General features: G+C 54.3%; 12 protein-coding genes. 4 read left to right on the top strand and 8 right to left on the bottom strand.

What is annotated here, in order from left to right:
• Positions 1 to 143 precede the first annotated feature (143 nt).
• Genes ACA052_RS00060 through ACA052_RS00045 form a run of 4 tightly spaced genes read right to left on the bottom strand, consistent with a single transcriptional unit; the run spans position 144 to position 5,618 of the window.
• Entirely contained in the window at positions 144 to 1,988 is a 1,845-nt protein-coding gene (locus tag ACA052_RS00060) for a TniQ family protein (RefSeq protein WP_497647847.1), read from the bottom strand.
• Positions 1,988 to 2,929 carry a TniB family NTP-binding protein gene (locus ACA052_RS00055; protein WP_497647846.1) on the bottom strand — a complete coding sequence of 314 codons (942 nt, stop codon included), beginning with the start codon at positions 2,927 to 2,929 and terminating at the stop codon, positions 1,988 to 1,990. The genes ACA052_RS00060 and ACA052_RS00055 overlap by 1 nt, the downstream gene beginning before the upstream one ends.
• Positions 2,926 to 4,893: a TnsB C-terminal domain-containing protein gene (locus tag ACA052_RS00050; protein ID WP_497647845.1), complete on the bottom strand. Its 1,968-nt coding sequence runs from the start codon at positions 4,891 to 4,893 to the stop codon at positions 2,926 to 2,928. Before ACA052_RS00050 ends, ACA052_RS00055 begins: the two co-directional genes overlap by 4 nt.
• Complete coding sequence (locus ACA052_RS00045; protein ID WP_497647844.1) at positions 4,890 to 5,618, bottom strand: hypothetical protein; 729 nt, start codon at positions 5,616 to 5,618, stop codon at positions 4,890 to 4,892. The genes ACA052_RS00050 and ACA052_RS00045 overlap by 4 nt, the downstream gene beginning before the upstream one ends.
• Before the next feature lie 453 nt (positions 5,619 to 6,071).
• On the opposite strand from ACA052_RS00045, the gene ACA052_RS00040 reads away from it, so the two are divergent.
• The 4 genes from ACA052_RS00040 (at position 6,072) to ACA052_RS00025 (ending at position 14,629) form a co-directional block, all read left to right on the top strand.
• Positions 6,072 to 7,829 (top strand): N-6 DNA methylase, encoded by a 1,758-nt coding sequence (locus ACA052_RS00040; RefSeq protein ID WP_497647843.1) that lies wholly within the window; start codon positions 6,072 to 6,074, stop codon positions 7,827 to 7,829.
• A 486-nt stretch (positions 7,830 to 8,315) separates the two neighbouring features.
• Entirely contained in the window at positions 8,316 to 9,605 is a 1,290-nt protein-coding gene (locus tag ACA052_RS00035) for a hypothetical protein (RefSeq protein ID WP_497647842.1), read from the top strand.
• A 764-nt stretch (positions 9,606 to 10,369) separates the two neighbouring features.
• Positions 10,370 to 11,905 (top strand): site-specific DNA-methyltransferase, encoded by a 1,536-nt coding sequence (locus ACA052_RS00030; RefSeq protein ID WP_497647841.1) that lies wholly within the window; start codon positions 10,370 to 10,372, stop codon positions 11,903 to 11,905.
• An 18-nt stretch (positions 11,906 to 11,923) separates the two neighbouring features.
• On the top strand, positions 11,924 to 14,629 hold the full coding sequence (locus ACA052_RS00025) for a DEAD/DEAH box helicase (RefSeq protein WP_497647840.1): 2,706 nt from the start codon (positions 11,924 to 11,926) through the stop codon (positions 14,627 to 14,629).
• Positions 14,630 to 14,890: 261 nt separating this feature from the next.
• Here ACA052_RS00025 and gyrB read toward each other — a convergent pair whose 3' ends face one another.
• The 4 genes from gyrB to dnaA are packed head-to-tail and all read right to left on the bottom strand — an operon-like array spanning position 14,891 to position 21,107.
• Positions 14,891 to 17,314: a DNA topoisomerase (ATP-hydrolyzing) subunit B gene (gene gyrB, locus ACA052_RS00020; protein ID WP_497647839.1), complete on the bottom strand. Its 2,424-nt coding sequence runs from the start codon at positions 17,312 to 17,314 to the stop codon at positions 14,891 to 14,893.
• A 5-nt stretch (positions 17,315 to 17,319) separates the two neighbouring features.
• Positions 17,320 to 18,423: a DNA replication/repair protein RecF gene (gene recF, locus ACA052_RS00015; protein WP_497647838.1), complete on the bottom strand. Its 1,104-nt coding sequence runs from the start codon at positions 18,421 to 18,423 to the stop codon at positions 17,320 to 17,322.
• Positions 18,424 to 18,443: 20 nt separating this feature from the next.
• Entirely contained in the window at positions 18,444 to 19,547 is a 1,104-nt protein-coding gene (dnaN, locus tag ACA052_RS00010; protein ID WP_017341709.1) for a DNA polymerase III subunit beta, read from the bottom strand.
• A 39-nt stretch (positions 19,548 to 19,586) separates the two neighbouring features.
• Positions 19,587 to 21,107 (bottom strand): chromosomal replication initiator protein DnaA, encoded by a 1,521-nt coding sequence (gene dnaA / locus ACA052_RS00005; RefSeq protein WP_497647837.1) that lies wholly within the window; start codon positions 21,105 to 21,107, stop codon positions 19,587 to 19,589.

The raw sequence follows: 21,107 nt of genomic DNA, 5'->3' as shown, positions 1-21,107 counted from the left end.
CAGTGCCCTGTTGGCTAACCAACTCACTGCCAGGATGCCTAAAGTCCGGTCACTGATACCGCCAGGGTGCACTTACGATGGACCGATACGAGCACACGGCTCAGTCACTTCGCCACTCAACGCTCGCGCCGTACAACCAGCCCTTATGCCAACACGGGAGAGGTCCTGAAACGCTCTCGTTTGCTGGGCTGGGATGCCCTGACCAAATCGTCGATGCGCAGCAATACGCCGCGTCGAGTACCCTGGCCGGTTCTTGGTGCGAGTGCAGGTTCAACACCGCCGGGTACCAATCCTCGCAACATCCAAATGGATTTCGTGTCGTTGCGGCGCGCCAAGTCGGCTAGCACGGCAAACTCAGAGGTGAACTCCAACAACCCGGACAGCGGAATCACCCAATGCAATTTGCCATTGACTGACTCTCGATGCGCCTTCAAAAAACCGGTCTCAATCCATTCCTTAATCGACTCATGCTTCCAGCCGCGAAGACGCGCGAGCTGGGTAATGCTCAACACCGGTTCGAGCTGTTCCTCTTCAAAACAGCCTTTGATTTCAGCCATGTCGTAGCGCAGACCCGCGATGCCCGGCACTTCAGCAATGACCGCCACAGGAAGAATTTCCTGGTGCAGAATTTTTTGCAGGACCTGACAAATGTGCGTATCCGGGATGCCGTTTTTGCTTGAGATGCCTTGCAGTCCCACCCAGGCTGACTCGTCAACCGCTCGCGATTGAACGCCCTTATGCAGGCGCTTCACCAATGTATCAACATCGGCAGCCAGAAATTCGGCGGATACCAGCGAGGGACGTTGGGCCTTGGTCTTTCTATCCAATGCACCGGATTGCATGAGCTTTTCAAATACCACTTTGCTAACACCTAGCCGACGTCGAACCTCGGTCGCGGTCAGGTAATGCAAGCGATCCTGGCGCACTTTCTCGACGACGTCCCGGTGAATGGACACGAATCGATTTTTGCCGTTAACAGTGACTTTGCCCCGGATTTCGCCGGTGGTCACCGCACTACGAATCAATTGCGAACCAATTCCAATCAGACGTCCAGCTTCTTCCGAAGTCAGCCAACACTTGTCTTTTAGGTGTTGCGGATCGATGGTGCTGAGCCGCAGGTTAAGGTGGCCGTCAAAGTTATGGGTCAGATGCTGGACCAGCGCTTGCCGAATACAGTCATACGCCGGATCGGTGTAGCGCTGATGCAACTCGCGGTACCAGCCCCCCAATCGTTTGGCCAAACCTGGCCCTTCAGTGCTGGCCAGGCGGCTGCGCAGAGCCTCATCGAAACGCTTCGGCCATTGCAACAGCAGGCCAAAACCGGTGTGCGCCTCTACCATCATTTCATCGGCCGTCGACTTGCCCCGTGAACGACTCTGACCGGTGAACTGCTTGCCGAGCAGACACAACAAATCGACCAGATCGGCGGGAGGCACACCACTGCGCCAAGCCGGTGGCAGCGAGTGTCGAGCCTGATGCTCTACACCCAGCATGAGTGCTGAAAGGGCCAGCGTCTGCTCGCTGGCTGTGACGCCAGTATTTTGCGCGTAAGGCTGGCCACAATCGCAGCGATCAAGCTGACCGAGCGCATTGAAGCTTTGGCCACAGGCGACGCAGCTCGACACCAACTGAATGTCGTGATGAGGGCAGGCTGTCATCAGCACATGGCCCCAACCGATGCGTTGATAAGGATGCTGTGCAATACACCGGGGGCATACCTTGTGACCCTCACGTATCTGGTATTTGGGGCGAAGCATGACGTTGCAACTGTCTGGAGCTGGTTGGAGAACGGCCAACTGGGCTGCATCGAGGTGCAACACCTCCGACAGCTGGGCAAGCTCAGTGTCACTGTAGGCCAACCGGGATTTCAACCCGAAGCTGGCCAAAAAGGCTTTAAGGCTTGGGGCCAGGTTACGCTCACTGACCCGTCGCAGAAAACCGTGCAGGGACTCATCGGGATGCGGTTGCAGGCGCACGATCAAGCTCATTATGCCACTCCCTTTGCGACGGCCCGGGGAACAGACATGTGTGCCTCGGTCAACATTCTGGCGAACCCCTGCCCCAGCAGACTTTCTACAGGGGGGTTGCCTTCAAAGGGGTTAAATTCGAGAAAGCGGGTGTTGATTGCTTCGGCGTAGGCGCGGGCCAAGGTCTTCTCAGTGATGCGCTGTTTCGTTGCCAAATGCTCTGCCGCATGGAACAGCTTTACCAGCATGCCAATGCGACCCAAACAGGCCGCGTAGACGCGTCTGGCATAGTCCAGGTCTGTCGCATCGGGAATGACCCAGCCAGCATCACTAAATGCTTCAGTCAATGACAACAGGGCACGGCGAAACTCCAATTGCTCGCCTTCGTGATTCCAGTTGTAGGGACGAAACTCAAACACCGCTTCAGCGCGGTCGCGCAGTTGTTCATTGCGGGTCAAGACCTCGTTTGCCAAAGGCAATCCAGTGAGCACCAAGGTCAGCCCCATCTCTTCGCCGAGCACCTTCAACCAGTCCGCCGCTTCCCGGGCAGCAGTGCGAGAACCACGCTCGGCAAAATGTTGCATTTCGTCGAAGACCAGGACCCTCGTCCCGGTAATCTTGATCAACTCGCAAGCCATGCGAGTCAGCTCTTCAGAGCTGGAACGGTTATAGCGCGGGGAACCCAAACCCTCCAGCAAGGCAATAGGCAAGGAGCGACGCGTTGGATTTACCGGCGTTACGACGCGCACAATGGGCATACGTCGAATGCCGTCGACCACTTTTGGCACGTTGTCGGCCATGACAGTTTTAACCAGTTCGCTCTTGCCGACCCGGGTCGGTCCAAAGATCGGCAGGATCAAGGATTCGCCGGCCAGACCACGCTTGACCGTAGACTCCAAACGGCTCAGTGCCTGGCTGAAGGTTGCGTGCTCGATCAATTCGTACTTCACCAGAGCACTCATTGCGCGTCTCCTTTAACGGATTTCTTACGGCGCGGCGCGGCTGAGAGCACTGCTGTCGTGGAAGGGGTGTCAGGAATCGTCTCGGCTGCCGGAAGAGGCACCTCCTGACGCAAGGTCTTGAACCGCTCGTCTTCACGCTCACGCCCTCGCGCAGCATGATTCCTATTTTTCATACTTCCACCGACCGCCCGGTCACGACCCTCTTTCAGCATCTGCACATGAGCGATTTGGTAGTCCTCGCTTGACAACTCGGCATCGCTTTTCCCGAGGAAACGGCGAATATTGCGCGCCTCTTCAAAGCCGATCAAAGGCATCCCAGGCCGCTTGTTGTGCGCTTCGATCAACACATTGGCATCGTCGGGATCGACAACAAAAACCGAGCGGCAATCGAGCGGATTGAGTCGTACCTTAACCTTGGTTTTTTGCCCCCGGCGCTGATACAGCTTGCTCAACTCGGAACTGTTGTATTTCATGGTGTCGTGACAAACACCCTCCCGACCCAACGTTTTTTCATCGGCGTGATAACGCAGACAAGCATTCCTGAACTCCACAGGGTCTGGCGGTGGCATCACTGGATGTTGCCTCTTCAACAACTCCATGGCCCGTGCCGGCGAGCAGCCGGGTTCAAAGCGGTGCTCCAACCGTTGAAGAGGGGATTGCATGTACACGTCCGCTACCCACTTGATGATCAAAGCCTCAAGCTCCACGACGGTGTACAAACGCTCCTTCATCGCACGACCAATGGGGTCACGCTCCAATGACGACTGCGACTTCGTGGATCCAGGTAGCGTATTGATCAGGCCAGACTTCAGCGTGCCGAAAAACCGCTCGATAAATGGTTTGGCCTGCGGCTTTCCAGCCATCGGGTAGTCAATCGTGGTGTTCAGATAACGCAGTGCATTCAGCACCACACCGCCGTGATGTTCCTGCGCATTGTCGAGTACGATCGTCTCGATTGCCGCCGGAACCAACCAGGGGTTTTTTAGCCGATAACGCTCGCTGAATGCCTCACCTTTTGGCGAAAAGCAAAATTCAAGCGCCGACAGGACGAAGTCCTGAGAGGGCTTTTTGATGCCGCATTTGAGCATGGGAACTGCGCCCGTGGCCGCGTCAATGCCCGCATACAAAGTGGGCCGGCCAATCGGCCGGCCTTGTGCATCGCAGCAAATGATGTCAAGTGGAGTCGCATCGACTTCAACCCTTTCGTACGGACGCTCCACCAACAACTTGCGGATTGCCGTGCGCATCTCTTGATCGTGTGTAGCTTTCGACACTCGGCCTTGGGTAATCATAGTTTGCTCCATCGCGTGAATACGACGAGAGACACTGCGACGTGAAATGCCACGAAAAGGCGCATTGCGCTGAGCGGCACGCTCTCGGCACTGGTGATTCACCAATTTGGTGATTTGGCTGACGTTGAACTTGTCGGTCTGAAAGTACGACCGCATGATTTCATCGGTCACGGTTTCCTCGAAATCCAGATCTTCAAGGGTCTGCATCCGACGTTTGTTGCCACGGGCACTGAATCGCGGTGCCAGTTGGTCCATTGAGCTAGCGAGGCTCGACGACTTGCGCCAACGCTGAATCGTCCGCGTGGAGGGTAGGGCCACCTTCAACTGGTCGCAGCGGGCTTTCAGACTCTCAACCGTCTCTGCCCAGGAGCAACCGTCACGACGCGCTTCGTCAATGTTCTCAAGCAGCTCCAGCCGTTGATCCAGCGTATTGCGCTCACTCTGTGTCAAGTTGCGCACCGGCATGGGTTGGACGGCGGACATCGTTGGGCCGTAGACACGACGGTATTGGCCTTGCGCGAAACGTTGCTGGAAATCATCGGTGTTTAGGACGAACTCTTCACCCCGCGAGCCTTGCAGGACAATTTGAGAGATCTCCGGGCGAATGGACGTTACCCGGAGCACCTGGTCGCGTTCGAGGATGATGCTATCGACTGACAAGGCGCGGTTCATGGGTACACCTCCAAAACCTGGAGGTGAGACAGATCGCCATTAGCGGCACGTACTGTGCTGGTTGGCGAGAAGAGGGGAATGGACAAATCGGCCGCCAGCAACCCAGTCAGCAGACCCGCAAGCACTCCGATTCGGCCAGACGTCAAACGCAAGGAAATTTCTTCGGTCAACCAGTCGGAACGAGAGTCGAGCAAGGTGCTTATTTCTTTTTCCGCTGTTGCACGAGTCGACTCAAGATACCCAGCTCGCAGATGGTGCAGGCTAGACAGTGTCTGCATGACCGTGGGCGACACTGCGGTGTCCGGGATGATCATGAAGCCAATACCGTGCTGGCGAAGACCGCTCTCAATGCCTGCACGCTTAGCCTCGAACTCCTCAATAAACCGAGAATGCTTGGCATCAATGGCCAGAGCGCTCCCATCATCAAGTAGGCAGAGGAAATCGGGTGTGTAGAAACGCGGCTTAACGCCTGGCCGAGGACGATAATGCTGACGAGATGGCAGCACCTCGTTGCTTTGCAATTCGAGAGAGAAGGGCTGCGCCGTCAGTTCGATCACGCGCGGATCAATATCCAGCATCACGCCGATATCGCGCTCAAGCGCGCTTTCAACGCGCAAATCGCCACCCTTGCTCTTCAGCGATTTGAATACGAGTGCGCGTCGCCCACGCTTTATTCTGCGGGAAACATCCCTTGCAAAAGAGGGACTATCGATGTCTTTGATCATGCTGGTGTGCTCCTACGATGCACTAGAAAGTGTTATTCGCCGTAGAAGAAAGTCAAATGACTTTAATATCTAATTAACTATAAAAATTGTGCTTACTTAAACAATAAAAAAACACCGGAACAAAATTTTTACCAGCAATTCAACAAATTGAAAAACCTCACATAATTCAACTAGATATAATAAATGAAGTAAGTTAAGTATAATTTTCGACCAGTGGTAGCGGATAAATGCCTACGCAACTAACCCGAGGCAGCAATCGCCATTCCTGGTACCTCTACTAACGTCCAAATACGGTGTTGGAGATGGTCCGTTAGCGTTCATACTTTCCACATCAGCTTGCTTTAATGAGCCAAAGCATAACGAGACTTAAAAAAGTAATCAATACTTTTTTGACGATAGCTACGATTTTGTTTAACCTAATGCGCTCTGTCCCTCCACCTGCACGAGACGCCAATGACCCAAGATGAGCAACTCCTCGAACAGTTGATGGAGGTTTTCGTTGACCGGTCTTGGGCCGAAGCTTTGCCGCTGGTTTTGCAAACCACGGCGTGGGCTAGCTTATCGCGTACCGAATCTCTACCGGTGGATCTCACGCTACCCCGTCAAATGAACCTGTCGCCGCAGGAGCAAGCAGACAATTTCAGATGCGTACAGCCGCTGATTTCCTCTCACCTGACCAGTACGTCTTGGACAGTCGACGCGACTCTCTTGCAGCACCTTCCGCTGTTGATTGAAAAGGTCGTCATGCTAGAGAAGCAGTGGTTACGGAAATGGTGCGCCGACGACGTACTGTATTGGTCATCTGAACCAACACCAGCGACGACCGCTATCGCCCCGAGCCTGGCCAATTTTCTGGTTTCCCTCGCGACTTTTGACACTCCTGATCAAATCTACCTGCCATGGGAACGGTCGGGCCAACTCGCGGCACGCTGTCGACGCAGAAACATTGATTGCTGGATCGAATCCCAAGCCCCCTTGATGGTGGATCTGGTGTTGGCTCAGCTCAGTGGTGCGCATCCCAACGCTCACCGAAACGACCCGGTTCTATCACCTGTCGAATTAGGGCCGGGCCAACTCAAACAATTCCCGGTTAGCCTGAGCATCCTTGAACCAGCTCAGCGTTATTCATTGAAAGACATCGAGAACGATCCACACAATCGTTTTCCAGAAAAGACCCATTCGCATGTGGTTCTGAATGTCAGACACCTCCTGGCCCAGACCCGAGGCAAAATCGTGGTCGTCGTCCCGAATGGCTTACTTTTTAATGCGGGCGCTGAGCGACTGCTTCGAGCTTATTTACTTCAGAAAAGGATGATCCACACCGTCATCAACCTACCGGATGGGCTGTTCACTGGATCTTCGACTTTCAATTCAGTGCTTATTCTGGATACGGTGAAACCTTCCGACTCCATTCGATTCGTGAAGGTAACGGAAGAGTTCATGGCCTACGGGCCTAAAAAGCGCACTGATCTCGTTAATCTTCCACAACTGCTACGGACAGTTAGGGATCGCTACAGCAATACGATGGCGATCAATGTCAGCGTTAGTGAAATTCCGCAAGACGATTGCAACCTTGAGGTCGGTCGATACCTGCTGGACGAAAAGACGAGCAAACTCAGTGCGGCGCTGGCCATTCAGCACACCACTAAATTAATCGACCACTTCGAAATCGTCCGTGCACGTCAGTACGCAACGACTGCCCAAGGAGTCCCCGTGCAGGAAGTTCAGGCTCTAGACCTTCCCGACTATGGCTATGTGCAGAGCGCGGGCAAAGACTCGTTATTTGATCTCAGCGCTCCGAAGGCGCAGACCTATTTTATCCGTCGAAACGACGTTTTGATTTGCCTCAAAGGGGCAGTGGGGAGGGTCGGTATCGTGAAATCCGCTCCTGAAAGTGGAGCAGGTGGATGGGTCGCAGGCCAATCATTGGCCATTCTACGCGCCCGGTCCTCTGGCCATTACGACCCAGGGGCGCTGATGGTCTATTTACGTTCGCCTATGGGACAGACCCAACTCCGTCGACTGGTGGTGGGGAGCAGCATTCCCACACTCCAAGGTTCGGCACTCAAAGAAATGGAAATCCCGACGATGAACATCGTGCAACAAGGAATGGCCATCGAAGCCCTGGAGGCAGAGGCGTCCGTGCAATGGGAGATTGACCAGTTGCGTCAGAAGCAATCAAGAATCGCCTTGGCGCTCTGGACACTGTGAGCTGTAGTGCTGGACTCAGAAAAATTGAAAGCGAAGGTGAGTGTCCATCATGCAGGGCACAAAGCCGTGCTTAAACCACATCATCCTCGCTAGGCGACTCGCTGTTTGACCACCCATGGGCTCAGCGAATAAAAGCGTTGCGGCAAAAAATTGACCAGTCGCGCGCAGTCTTCTGCAAGCAAATTTTCTACATTCGTAGCCGTAGCCGTGTTGCTACTTATCTAGGAGACGAATCATGCAAAAGAACCAACCCGTAATCATCCGCCACATGGCAAAGAGCACTGCGAATAAACCCACCGGTGGCGGTGCGAAAGCCGGGGCGAGTACAACGGGGCCTAACCCGTTTCCGGGAGGAAACTGGCCCAGCAAGGTCCCTCGTGGAAAATCCGGTGGCAATCGTGGACAGGGAACCAAGGCATAACAACTTTAGGATTGCCTTTCGCAAGGACGCGAACAGCCAACCTCTTCCTGATGGAACCTCTACCTATGGCCACCTGCGATAACTCCCCACAACCGCCATACCCACGACTTGGCGAATGCTACCGGTTACTTGCGAAAGCATTGGACACAAAATCCGGGAACCGTCAGATTGATCGGCTGGCTAGGGAAGGGGATTTTGACTGGCAACTCATTCCTCAGCTCCGTGAAGATTTCATATGGGATCCCCTGTCAAAACGGGCGGGAGAACCTTTTGCTCACTTTTTGATGGCGTCTGTGGAGACCCTTCACGAAGGCTATGTCCGTTTGGTCAAGACAATACAGCTGGACGCACTGACCAGGTCGCAAAGTCTGCCGGCGTTGATCACCAACCTGTATGCGCCTTATGCCGCCTCATTCCTGCTTGAGATGCGCAAAGCCATACCCAGCCCACCTATTGTGGCCATGCTGGATACGCAGCGGTACGCCGTCGATGTCGTGTTTGATTGGCTTGAAAGCGAACTAGGTATTGCGCCCAAACAACTCAGTCAGCGCCTCTATCCGGACTCAACAGGGGTGAACAAAAATGGCCGTCAGGACCTACAGCGCTGGCGCAATGGCACACAATTGCCGTCGCTCAATAGCATCACGCTAATCACCCACGAACTGCTTAACCATTACCCCCATAAGGTTCATCTGATTAGTGCGGGCCGCGAATGGCTGATCACTGCAAGAGTGCTGAGCTATCTGGCAGACGAAGCAAGCGCTCACGTCGACTTACGCAGCATCATCCTTCGAGAAGTGCTCGGCAATATTCCCAACGATGACATCGGGTGGATCCTGTCGAACTTAAATATCAAAGCGGCCGAGCACAAACGAGCGGTCGTGGAGAGCGGGTTATTACTGCAAGAATATTTGAAACGCACAACAACAAAGCCCATAGGCGCAATGGCCACCACTCGGCGAACATTAGACGAATTCAGGCAAAAACTGGCCACCGTCGAAGAGGAAGATGTCAGCGCTTACTACCTGGAATGGCTGGAAGGCCGCTGGCATGTGCTGGCGGGGCGACTGGAAGCGGCCAAAGACCATTACGCGCGAGCCGCTGACCTTGCCCTCTATCGGTCAGGACCGACACAAAAGGACATTATTCGAGAGGCCCTGTTGCTCGCGGCCTATCTGGCCGACCTGCCCCTCTATAAACGCCTGAAGCATCGAGCTTTGGCCTTTGACCTGAGCTTCCTACCGGGTTGGGAAGAGTCGGTAGCTGATGCGCATGAACTGAAGCTGATCCGGGGCAATTTTGAACTGCGTTTTCCGCCGCGCGGCCATTTCGTCGAGTCAGCGGGATTCGTGTAATTGTCCATTATGGTGAATTGCCCCCCACAGTTGTCCACAGCCTGGTGAAGCTGATCGTCGCGTTCCATGGTTGCGCTATACCAGAAGGGTGGGGATTGGCCTGTATGCGTCCGGCCAAGTCATCTAGGTGTGTTCGCCGGACGCTTAGGGGAACACTCTTCTAATTTCATGATGGAGGGCTAGGAGGTCCTTCATGAAGGCTAAGTCAGTCTGGTCAATACAATACAATACAGTTGGATGCCTTCTTGACCCTAAAGTAAAGGCTGCACGCACTGATCATGGACATTCTTGCGCCATAGGTAGCACCATTCTTGCTATGGATGCGCCAAACTGTAACCCCTCCATAGTTGTTTTGCTGGATACGAGACGGCACACCGCGACGTCGTAAAACGAAAGCGGGCGAAAGTCAGCAGTTTTCTAGGCCAGGGGCTAGCAGCGCATAAGGTATCGGCAAATTACACTTAGCATCGCTAGCATTCTGATTCAGCGATCTTAAAGCGAGACGTAGCGGCTCACGGTAGAACGTCTGGCATACTTCGATGCATGTCGTCGTGAGCGATCAATCCTGGCGGAGTCTTATCGTCCACGCGTCGGCGCGAAGGGATGAACAGATCCGCTCGATCTTACCAGCCGCCGGCCTCCAAGACGGCCAGCCCGAAGGCTTGAAAACAGTTGCAGCGAGTCGAGCTACGTTTCAGAAAATTTTTATCGGTTAGCAGGCATCTGGCCTGTGGCCGTCCACAACAGAAGGACAAGGGCAAGCGATGCCGTTTCTTGATTGGGTAAACAAAAACCAAGCGATGGAGGTGACGAGAGAGGTCCCCTACCATTTATTAGAACACGAGTCGTCGTATGGTGAAGTGAGTGGCACGCATGCCGACAACCTGCTGATCCAAGGTGACAATCTCCTCGCCTTGAAGGCATTAGTACCGTTCTATGCAGGCCGGGTCAAATGTATCTTTATTGATCCACCCTACAACACCCAAAGTGCATTCGAGCACTACGACGACAAGCTTGAACACAGCCAGTGGCTGTCCATGATGTATCCTCGGCTAGTGCTACTGCGTGATTTGTTGGCTGAGGATGGGAGCATCTGGGTAACGATTGACGATAGGGAAGGTCATTACATCAAAGTTTTGATGGACGAAGTCTTTGGCAGACGGAATTTCATAAGTTCTTTCGCATGGCAGAAAGCTTTCGCAAAAAAAAGTAAGGCTCAGATTAGCGGAAGTCATGACCATATCCTGCTGTATGTGCGAAACAAGGAGCGTTGGAAGCGCAATTTACTTCCTAGAGAAGGTAAAGCGCTAAAAGCATTCACTAATCAGGATTCCGATCCGAGAGGCCGGTGGCAAAGTGTTTCTTATTCGGTTCCGTCCGAAGATGCGGATAAGCGTACAGAGTATAGATACCGTATAGAATTGCCATCAGGACGAACTGTTCTGCCGCCGGCCGGCCGGCACTGGAACGGGTTGCCCGACCGGACGGAGCAACTGCGAGCCGATAATAGATTGTGGTTCGGAAAAGACGGCAACAGCGCTCCGAGAGAAAAGGTATTTCTTACCGAAGTACAGGATGGAATAGTCCCAGACACATGGTGGTCGCATGATTTGGCCGGTAGCAATCAGGACTCAAAAAGGGAGTTACTTGCCCTTTTCCCAGAAAAAGAGCCATTTGGCACCCCAAAACCCGAGCTACTCATCAGTCGCGTACTGACCATTGCATCAAATCCCGGTGATCTTGTATTGGACTCTTTTTTGGGGTCAGGGACGACTGCTGCTGTTGCGATTAAAATGGGCCGCCGTTTTATTGGGGTGGAATCTGGGGAGCACGCAAAGAGCTATTGCAAGCCGCGCCTAGAGAAGGTAGTTGATGGAGAGCAGGGGGGGATTAGTTCGGTTGTCAATTGGAAGGGAGGTAGTGGCTTCCACTTTTGTAATTTGGGTGCTATCGCGTTCGACACTTTAGGCCGTATCAGCTCAGAAGTTAAATTTCCTACGTTGGCTGCCTTTGTTTGGCATTTCGAGACAGGCGAGCCGGGCAACGATGTTTTCGAATCACCGATTCTTGGTATCCACAAAGGCGTTGCCTACTACCTGCTATTTAACGGGGTACTGGGCGACCGCAAGCCAGCGGGGGGTAATGTATTAACCAGTACTGTCTTAGAGACTATCAAACAGCTCCATCAGCACAAGGGTCCTCGCGTGATCTATGGCGAAGTGTCGCGTCTCGGGGCGGCTCGATTAGAAGCGGAAGGGATAACGTTTAAGCAGATCCCCTACGACATCAACATGCGCTAAGCCAGGAACAGAAATTACATGCTGACTCTGAAGACATACCAGCAAACCGCGTTAGACATCCTGGAAAATTTTCTGACCGATTGCCGTAGTAAGCCGGTGGCAGATGCCTATACCGCTTCGCTCGCTCGCCAGGGACGCACTAACGAAACCTATCATGCCCTCTTCGGTGAAACTCCAACAGTGTGTCTACGCGTCCCCACCGGGGGCGGTAAGACCATCATGGCAGCTCATGCTGTAGCACTTGCTGGAAATGCGACACTTGACAGCGATTCTCCGGTAGCTCTGTGGTTAACGCCTTCAGACACAGTTCGTTCGCAGACCATTGAGGCTCTGAGTAATGCGCGCCACCCCTATCGGCAGGCGCTTGCTCACCGTTTCGGAGATAGGGTGCAAATCTGCGACCTTGAAAGTTTGCAAACTATTAACCCACAAGATGTGGGAAAAAACGCCATCATTGTCGTTTCTACCGTTCAAGCATTCAATATCACTGATACTTCAAAGCGCAGTGTATATTCGTTCTTTGAAGAACTAGCACCGCACTTTGAGGGCTTGCCGCCTCATCTAACCTCAGAGTTAGAGAAAGTTGGCGAGAGAGACTTGGCGGTCCAACCTTATCTTTCCATTAAGGATGAGGGTCGCGTCAAACATTCGATAGTTAACTGGTTGCATTTGCAGCAACCCATCATCATTGTTGACGAGGCCCATAATTACCGCACGGATCGCTTCGTGCAAACCCTTGGCCGGGTAAACCCATCCTGCATCATTGAATTTACCGCCACACCCGTGCTTGGCAACAATGTGCTGTACCACGTTGCAGCCTCGGAGTTGAAGGCCGAACAGATGATTAAGCTGCCAATCGTATTGGCAGAGCATCCACGAGGCTGGCAGGAATGCCTACGCGACGCCTTGTTAACTCGGTCACGTCTGGAACTATTGGCCCAAAAGGACACGGGCTATGTCCGACCTATTCTGTTGGTTCAGGCTGAGCCTAAAGGGGGCGAGGCGGTTGTGGATGTAGTTCGCCAGTACCTCATTGAGCAGGAGCGTGTACCCGAGAATCAAATCGCTGTCGCAACGGGCAAACAGAAAGAGCTAGATGGTATCGATTTGTTCGACCCGTATTGTCCAATCCGCTATGTAATCACTGTTGAGGCCTTGAAGGAGGGCTGGGATTGCTCGTTCGCATACGTACTGGCCAGTCTTCAATCAGTAAACTCGGCTAAGGACGTAGAGCAGTTACTAGGTCGAGTGCTACGGATGCCTTACGCGACGAACCGTTCACAGGATGCCCTAAACCGCGCGTATGCACATATCGTTGCTGATAACTTCGCGCAAGCAGCGGCGACTTTGAAGGACCGAATGGTTCAGAATATGGGCTTCGAGAAGCTGGAAACAGCTGCGATTATCGTGCCTCAACAGTTACTCGATTTGGCGGGAGGGAAAGAAAACCTACCGCAAAGCATCCGTGTCGGCGTACCAACGAATCCCGCGCCACTGCCAGAATGTCACATTGAGCTGCCGGCCGCCCCAGATATGCAGCACTGGCCAGAAGAGATAAAAGCGTTGGTGCAAATTAAACAAACAAGCCAGGGTGTGACTGTTCTAGTTCCGGGCAATGTGGACAGCGATACTTTATCACAGGCAGAGGTATTCATAAGCCAAACTGTGCCAGTTCCTATGATAGCTATGGTAAAAGAGCAGTTCGACTCGTATCGCGCCATCCGACAAGCCATCCGGGCACCTGCTCAATTTGGCGCAGCATTTGCGCCTATTCCTCAACTATGTTTGATACTAGACGAATATCTTGAAGTTGTAGAGCGCGAGACCCTTTCTAGTATAGGATACTGGAGTCTGCTGGACCAGGCGATCCAACTTTCCGGCTTTAGTATTGTTGAAACCGTTAATTCTTTTGAAATTGACGTCAACGGCGAAAAAGTCAAATGGCGCCATATCGACTCTCAACAGCTTCACTTGAACGATGTCGCGGGGCAGGTAAGTCAATATGATTTGGTACGTTGGCTTGATTCTGAGTTGCGCCAGTCAGATATAGGCCAACTTCAGATGCAGGCCTACTTAATTAAGATGCTAACTTATCTAACCGCGGACCGGGGCTTCACTTTAACCGCACTGGTGCGAGCTAAGTATCAACTTATCCTAGCATTACGTAAGGAAATCGAGCGCCTTCGTCAGATAGCTATGGCAAAAGGTTTCCAACTTCGACTTGTGGACATGGCAGTACCGGCTGATAACCAATTAGTAAATCACAGCTTTACTTTTCACCCAGGTCGATACCCCGCGCGCCAAATATATCAGGGTAGTTACGAGTTTAATAAGCATTTTTATCCACTTATCCACGACTTGCGGGAGAAAACACCGGCAGGCCGAACCGCAGAAGAGTTTCGGTGTGCGATGGCTATCGATAGCCATGAAAAGGTCAAACACTGGGTCAGAAATATCGAGCGTCAAGAGAAATTCTCGTTTTGGCTGCCTACATCTTCAGACTACTTTTATCCTGATTTTGTAGTCGAGCTACACGACGGGCGCCTGTTGCTCGTTGAATACAAAGGCGAACCCTACAAAACCAACGATGACTCGCGCGAGAAAAAGCAGATAGGTCAGCAGTGGGAGCAAAGCAGTGGTGGGCGCTGCTTATTCTTGTTTGCTGTTGAGCGGGATGACCAAGGGCGAGATGTATTCAAACAAATTGCTGACAAGCTAGCGTAACGAGGAGAGTGGCAGGGAGGGGCTCGGCATTCTTGAAGAGCTGGTCTCTCCCAAAAATGAAAAATCGCACGAGATTTTGAGTCTTAGACCGGCTTAGCATACCCGCATCAAGGACTTAAACATGTGCTAAGAACATGATTTTTATAGGTTTCCTCACGACACAGCCATGTAGAAAAACCCCGACGCCAACGCCGGGGTTCCTCTTAAGTGATGACAATAATCCGCCCAATTGCGACACTTAATGTGCCCATCGACACTGGATCAGAAGTCCAGGTTAGAAACCGCCAAGGCGTTACTTTCGATGAAGTCACGACGAGGTTCGACCGCATCACCCATCAGGGTGTTGAAGATCTGGTCCGCGCCAATGGCGTCTTCAATGGTCACTTTAAGCATCCGGCGCTGGCTTGGGTCCATGGTGGTTTCCCACAGTTGATCCGGGTTCATTTCACCCAGACCTTTGTATCGCTGGATGGTGTGACGCTTGGTGCTTTCAGCCATCAGCCATTCAAGCGCTTCCTTGAACTCGGTGACCGGCTTCTTGCGTTCGCCACGCTGGATGTACGCGCCCTCGTCCAGCAGTGTGCTCAATTGAGCGCCCAGGGAGACGACCGTCTTGTAGTCATTGCTGCCGAAGAAGTCGCGGTTGAAGGTGATGTAGTTCGACAGGCCGTGGGAGATCAGTTCGACCTCTGGCAGCCAAACGTTACGTTCACGGTCTTCACGAAGACTGGCTTTGTAGACCAGACCGGACTTCTCGACGGTGCGCAGACGCACTTCGTACTTGGCCATCCAGTCCTGCATCGCTGCGTGGTCGGACAGTTGCTCCATGCTCACTGCAGGCAGGTAAATGAAGTGTTCGGTCAATTCCTGAGGGTACAGGCGCGACAGACGCTTGAGGGTCTTCATCACCAGACGGAAGTCATTCACCAGGCGCTCGAGGGCTGGACCGGAAATACCCGGCGCCTCTTCGTTCAAGTGCAGGCTCGCATCTTCCAGGGCCGATTGCGTCATGTACTCTTCCATGGCGTCGTCGTCTTTGATGTATTGCTCTTGCTTGCCTTTCTTGACCTTGTACAGCGGTGGCTGAGCGATGTAGATGTAGCCGCGCTCGATCAGCTCCGGCAACTGACGGAAGAAGAAGGTCAGCAGCAGGGTACGGATGTGCGAACCGTCGACGTCAGCATCGGTCATGATGATGATGTTGTGGTAACGCAATTTAGCGATGTTGTACTCGTCACGCCCGATGCCACAGCCCAGCGCGGTGATCAAGGTGCCCACTTCCTGCGAAGAGATCATCTTGTCGAAACGCGCCTTCTCGACGTTCAGGATCTTGCCCTTCAGCGGCAGGATGGCCTGGGTCTTGCGGTTACGTCCCTGCTTGGCGGAGCCGCCAGCAGAGTCACCTTCCACGAGGTACAGTTCGGAAAGGGCAGGGTCTTTTTCCTGGCAGTCAGCCAGTTTGCCCGGGAGGCCGGCGATATCCAGCGCCCCTTTACGACGGGTCATCTCACGGGCTTTACGCGCCGCTTCACGCGCACGCGCCGCGTCGATCATCTTGCCGACAACCAGCTTGGCTTCGTTCGGGTTTTCCAGCAGGAAGTCGGAGAAGTACTTGCCCATTTCCTGTTCGACCGCGGTCTTCACTTCGGAAGAAACCAGCTTGTCTTTGGTCTGGGAGCTGAACTTCGGATCCGGTACTTTCACCGAAATAATCGCGGTCAAGCCTTCACGGGCATCATCACCGGTTGTAGCGACCTTGTGCTTCTTCGCCAGGCCTTCCGCTTCGATGTAGGTGTTCAGGTTACGCGTCAGCGCGGAACGGAAGCCCACCAGGTGAGTACCGCCATCGCGCTGTGGAATGTTGTTGGTGAAGCACAACAGGTTCTCGTTGAAGCTGTCGTTCCACTGCAGGGCGATTTCCACGCCGATGCCGTCTTCACGCTGGATGTTGAAGTGGAACACCTGGTTGACCGGAGTCTTGTTGGTGTTCAGGTATTCAACGAACGCACGCAGGCCGCCTTCGTACTTGAACAGCTCTTCCTTGCCGCTGCGCTCATCCTTGAGGACGATACCAACACCGGAGTTGAGGAAGGACAGCTCACGAATCCGCTTGGCCAGGATGTCCCAGCTGAAGTGGATATTCTTGAATGTCAGGTCGGACGGTTTGAAGTGAATCTGGGTACCGGTGGTTTCGCTCTCGCCAACGATTTTCATCGGCTCTTTCGGAACACCATGGATGTAGGTCTGTTCCCAGATCTTCCCACTGCGGCGCACGGTGAGGACCAGTTCTTCGGACAGGGCGTTTACAACCGACACACCTACACCGTGCAAGCCGCCGGATACTTTGTAGGAATTGTCGTCGAATTTACCGCCGGCGTGCAGCACGGTCATGATGACCTCGGCTGCCGAGACGCCTTCTTCTTTGTGCACGTCTACCGGGATGCCACGACCGTTGTCACGAACGGTGATGGATTCATCCGGGTGGATAATGATGCTGATGTCGTCGCAGTGGCCAGCGAGCGCTTCATCGATGGAGTTGTCGACTACCTCGAAGACCATGTGGTGCAGACCGCTGCCATCGTCTGTGTCACCAATGTACATACCGGGACGTTTGCGTACGGCATCCAGGCCTTTCAGCACTTTAATGCTCGTTGAGTCGTAGGTATTCGTATTTTCTTCGCTCAATGCCTTCACTCCCGATGGTCGTGGGTCTGGGTGATACGGCCCTGTTCCACGTGGAACAGGGCGACTGGCGTTTCCGTCTGCCAGCCTTCCCTCAATAATTCGTGATCTACACAAGTGATAAACACTTGGCAGCGTAAGTCTTCCAGCAAGCGGCAAAGCGCGCGGCGGTGGTTTTCGTCCAGTTCGGACGGCAGGTCATCCACCAGATAAATACATTGGCCGCGTCGGGCCTGGCTGACCAAGTGCCCTTGGGCGATACGCAATGCGCAGACCACCAACTTCTGCTGCCCGCGGGACAATATGTCCGCAGCGTTATGTGCGCCTAATCTAAGACGCAAATCAGCGCGTTGTGGTCCGGCCTGGGTATGACCCATTTGCTGATCCCGCTGAACGGACCCAGCGAGCACGGCGCTCAGTTCGCGGTCCTTATCCCAACCTCGGTAATAGCTGAGCGTCAAACCTTCAAGCTCAACCAATTCGCTCAAGGTCTGTTCAAAGACTGGTTTCAAGGCTTTGATGTAGGCGCGGCGGTATTCATCTATTTCAGCGCTGGCTTGGCACAGCTCCCTGTCCCAAACCGCTTGCGAAACGGCGTCAAGTGTACCATGCCGAAGCCAAGAGTTTCTCTGGCGCAAGGCCTTCTGCAAGCGTTGCCAGGTGGACATGAATCGCGGTTCCACGTGGAACACACCCCAGTCTAGAAACTGCCGACGAATCTTCGGCGCACCTTCCAGCAAGCGGAAGCTATCGGGGTTAATCAACTGCAGCGGCAGGATTTCCGCCAGTTGCGCCGCACTTCGGGCGTTCTGCCCGTCAATGCGGATCTGGAACTCCCCTTGGCGATCACGCGAGATGCCCAATGCGCTATGCCCACCTTCGGCCATCTCCACTTGCCCAAATACCGTACAGGCAAGCTGCTCATACTGGATGACCGGTAAAAGGCGGGTGCTACGAAACGAACGGGCAAGCCCCAGCAAGTGAATGGCTTCCAGAACACTGGTTTTGCCGCTGCCGTTGGCGCCGTAAAGAATATTGATTCGGGGGGAGGGGGAGAAGGTCACCGGGTGCAGATTGCGCACCGCGGTGACCGAGACGCGACTTAGGGACATCTAGCTTCTGCTGGGCATGATTACAGGCGCATCGGCATGACAACGTAGGCCGAGTCGTCATTGTCGGACTCTTGCACCAGCGCGCTGCTGTTGGAGTCCGACAGGATCAGGCGAACCTGCTCGGTTGTCATCACGCCCAGCACGTCGAGCAGGTAGCTCACGTTAAAGCCGATTTCCAGATTGCCGCCGTTGTACTCAACGCCGACTTCTTCTTCCGCTTCCTCCTGCTCCGGGTTGTTCGCCTGGATCTTCAACTGACCATTGGCCAGTTGCAGACGAATGCCGCGGTACTTCTCGTTGGACAGAATCGCGGTACGGCTAAAGGCTTCACGCAGTGCCTGACGATCGCCCAGCACCAGCTTGTCGCCGCCTTTTGGCAGTACGCGCTCGTAGTCAGGGAATTTACCGTCGACCAGTTTCGAGGTGAAGGTGAACTCGCCGGTGGTGGCGCGGATGTGGTGTTGGCCCAGCACAATGCTGACGATGCCGTCGGGCTCGGTCAGCAGGCGCGCCAGCTCAAGGATACCCTTGCGCGGCACGATCACCTGGTGGCGATCCGGTTGACCGATATCGGCCTGCATCGAGCACATGGCCAAGCGGTGACCGTCGGTTGCCACGGCGCGGATAATGCCCGCCGAGACTTCCAGCAGCATACCGTTCAGGTAGTAACGCACGTCCTGCTGGGCCATGGCGAAGCTGGTGCGCTCGATCAGGCGGCGCAGCTTGCTCTGCTCAAGGCTGCAGGTCAGCGAACCCGGGCCTTCTTCCACAGTCGGGAAATCGTTCGCTGGCAGCGTCGACAGGGTGAAGCGGCTACGCCCGGCCTTCACCACCAGCTTTTGCTCGTCGACCTTGATGTCGATCAGCGCGTCGTTCGGCAAGCTCTTGCAGATGTCCATCAGCTTGCGCGCAGGCACGGTGATGGAACCTGGATCGGCCGGCTCTTCAAGTTGCACACGACCGACCAGCTCGACTTCCAGGTCGGTACCGGTCAGCGACAGTTGCTGGCCTTCGACAACCAGCAGCACGTTGGAGAGCACCGGCAAGGTCTGTCGGCGCTCGACGACGCCTGCGACCAGTTGCAGGGGTTTCAACAGGGCTTCGCGTTGAATGGTGAAATGCATGGTCTAGTCCCTTGCCTTAATAAGCTGCGCTGGTGTTCATCAAGTGGTCAGTGTACGCAGCAGGTTCTTGTAGTCCTCGCGGATGTCCGCGTCGGATTCCTTAAGTTCGTTGATCTTGCGGCAGGCGTGCAACACGGTCGTATGGTCGCGGCCACCAAACACATCGCCGATTTCCGGCAAGCTGTGGTTAGTCAGCTCCTTGGACAATGCCATGGCCACCTGACGCGGGCGAGCGACCGAACGTGAGCGACGCTTGGACAGCAGGTCCGAAATCTTGATCTTGTAGTATTCGGCGACGGTGCGCTGAATGTTATCCACAGAGACCAGTTTATCTTGCAGTGCCAACAGGTCTTTGAGGGATTCGCGAATCAGCTCGATGGTGATGTCGCGCCCCATGAAGTGCGAGTGGGCGATCACGCGTTTCAGCGCCCCTTCCAGTTCCCGGACGTTGGAACGAATACGCTGGGCAATGAAGAACGCCGCGTCGTGGGGCAGATCGACTTTGGCCTGGTCGGCCTTTTTCATCAGGATCGCAACACGGGTTTCCAGTTCCGGCGGCTCGACGGCAACCGTCAGGCCCCAGCCGAAGCGGGATTTCAGGCGTTCTTCAAGGCCTTCAATTTCTTTAGGGTAGCGGTCACTGGTGAGGATGACCTGCTGGCCACCTTCAAGCAGGGCGTTGAAGGTGTGGAAAAACTCTTCCTGCGAACGCTCCTTGCGGGCGAAGAACTGAATGTCATCGATGAGCAACGCATCCACCGAACGGTAGAAGCGCTTGAACTCGTTGATCGCATTCAGCTGCAGGGCCTTGACCATGTCCGCCACGAAACGCTCGGAATGCAGGTACACGACCTTGGCATTCGGGTTCTTCTTTAATAGGTGGTTACCCACAGCGTGCATCAAGTGAGTCTTACCCAAGCCAACGCCACCATAAAGGAAGAGCGGGTTGTAGCCGTGCTTGGGATTGTCCGCCACCTGCCAGGCCGCAGCCCGTGCCAGTTGGTTGGACTTACCCTCGACGAAGTTCTCGAAAGTGAACGTTCGGTTCAGATAGCTGGTGTGCTTGAGCGCGCCTTCGACCTGTACGGTGCGTTGCTCGGACCGAACCGGTGCTTGCTGTGAACTGGCGCCGGCCATTGGATCAAAACTGTCGCGGGACGGTTCTTCACTGACCTCGGCCATCTTTTGCGTCGAACGTTTGGTCTGTGTGGCCACCGGAGCGGCCGCCGAAGCGCTGACAGGCGCATGAGCAGCCTGAGCCTGGGACGCCGCAGCGGCCAACGGCGCATTGGGTGCGGCGCGTGGTGCCGAACTGCGTTTGCTGCCTATTAATAAGGAAAGCGCAGGCGCGGTGCCATTGCCATGCTCATCCAGCAGCTCGAGGACGCGGCCCAGGTACTTTTCATTGACCCAGTCGAGAACAAAACGATTAGGTGCGTAGACACGCAACTCGTCGCCTTCGGCTTCGACCTGTAGTGGACGGATCCAAGTGTTGAATTGTTGGGCAGGCAGCTCATCGCGCAAAAGCTCTACGCACTGCTGCCAAAGTTCCACTGACAC

It is taken from the genome of Pseudomonas sp. LBUM1644, from assembly GCF_059716195.1.
Note: the sequence above shows the minus strand (reverse complement) of the source record. Positions and strands in the feature narration are given on the sequence as shown.

What these genes read in the sequence shown, in the direction of transcription:
- ACA052_RS00060 (WP_497647847.1), bottom strand. Translation starts at nt 1,988, where the DNA reads ATGAGCTTGATCGTGCGCCTGCAACCGCATCCCGATGAGTCCCTGCAC.
- ACA052_RS00055 (WP_497647846.1), bottom strand. Translation starts at nt 2,929, where the DNA reads ATGAGTGCTCTGGTGAAGTACGAATTGATCGAGCACGCAACCTTCAGC.
- ACA052_RS00050 (WP_497647845.1), bottom strand. Translation starts at nt 4,893, where the DNA reads ATGAACCGCGCCTTGTCAGTCGATAGCATCATCCTCGAACGCGACCAG.
- ACA052_RS00045 (WP_497647844.1), bottom strand. Translation starts at nt 5,618, where the DNA reads ATGATCAAAGACATCGATAGTCCCTCTTTTGCAAGGGATGTTTCCCGC.
- ACA052_RS00040 (WP_497647843.1), top strand. Translation starts at nt 6,072, where the DNA reads ATGACCCAAGATGAGCAACTCCTCGAACAGTTGATGGAGGTTTTCGTT.
- ACA052_RS00035 (WP_497647842.1), top strand. Translation starts at nt 8,316, where the DNA reads ATGGCCACCTGCGATAACTCCCCACAACCGCCATACCCACGACTTGGC.
- ACA052_RS00030 (WP_497647841.1), top strand. Translation starts at nt 10,370, where the DNA reads ATGCCGTTTCTTGATTGGGTAAACAAAAACCAAGCGATGGAGGTGACG.
- ACA052_RS00025 (WP_497647840.1), top strand. Translation starts at nt 11,924, where the DNA reads ATGCTGACTCTGAAGACATACCAGCAAACCGCGTTAGACATCCTGGAA.
- recF (WP_497647838.1), bottom strand. Translation starts at nt 18,423, where the DNA reads ATGTCCCTAAGTCGCGTCTCGGTCACCGCGGTGCGCAATCTGCACCCG.
- dnaN (WP_017341709.1), bottom strand. Translation starts at nt 19,547, where the DNA reads ATGCATTTCACCATTCAACGCGAAGCCCTGTTGAAACCCCTGCAACTG.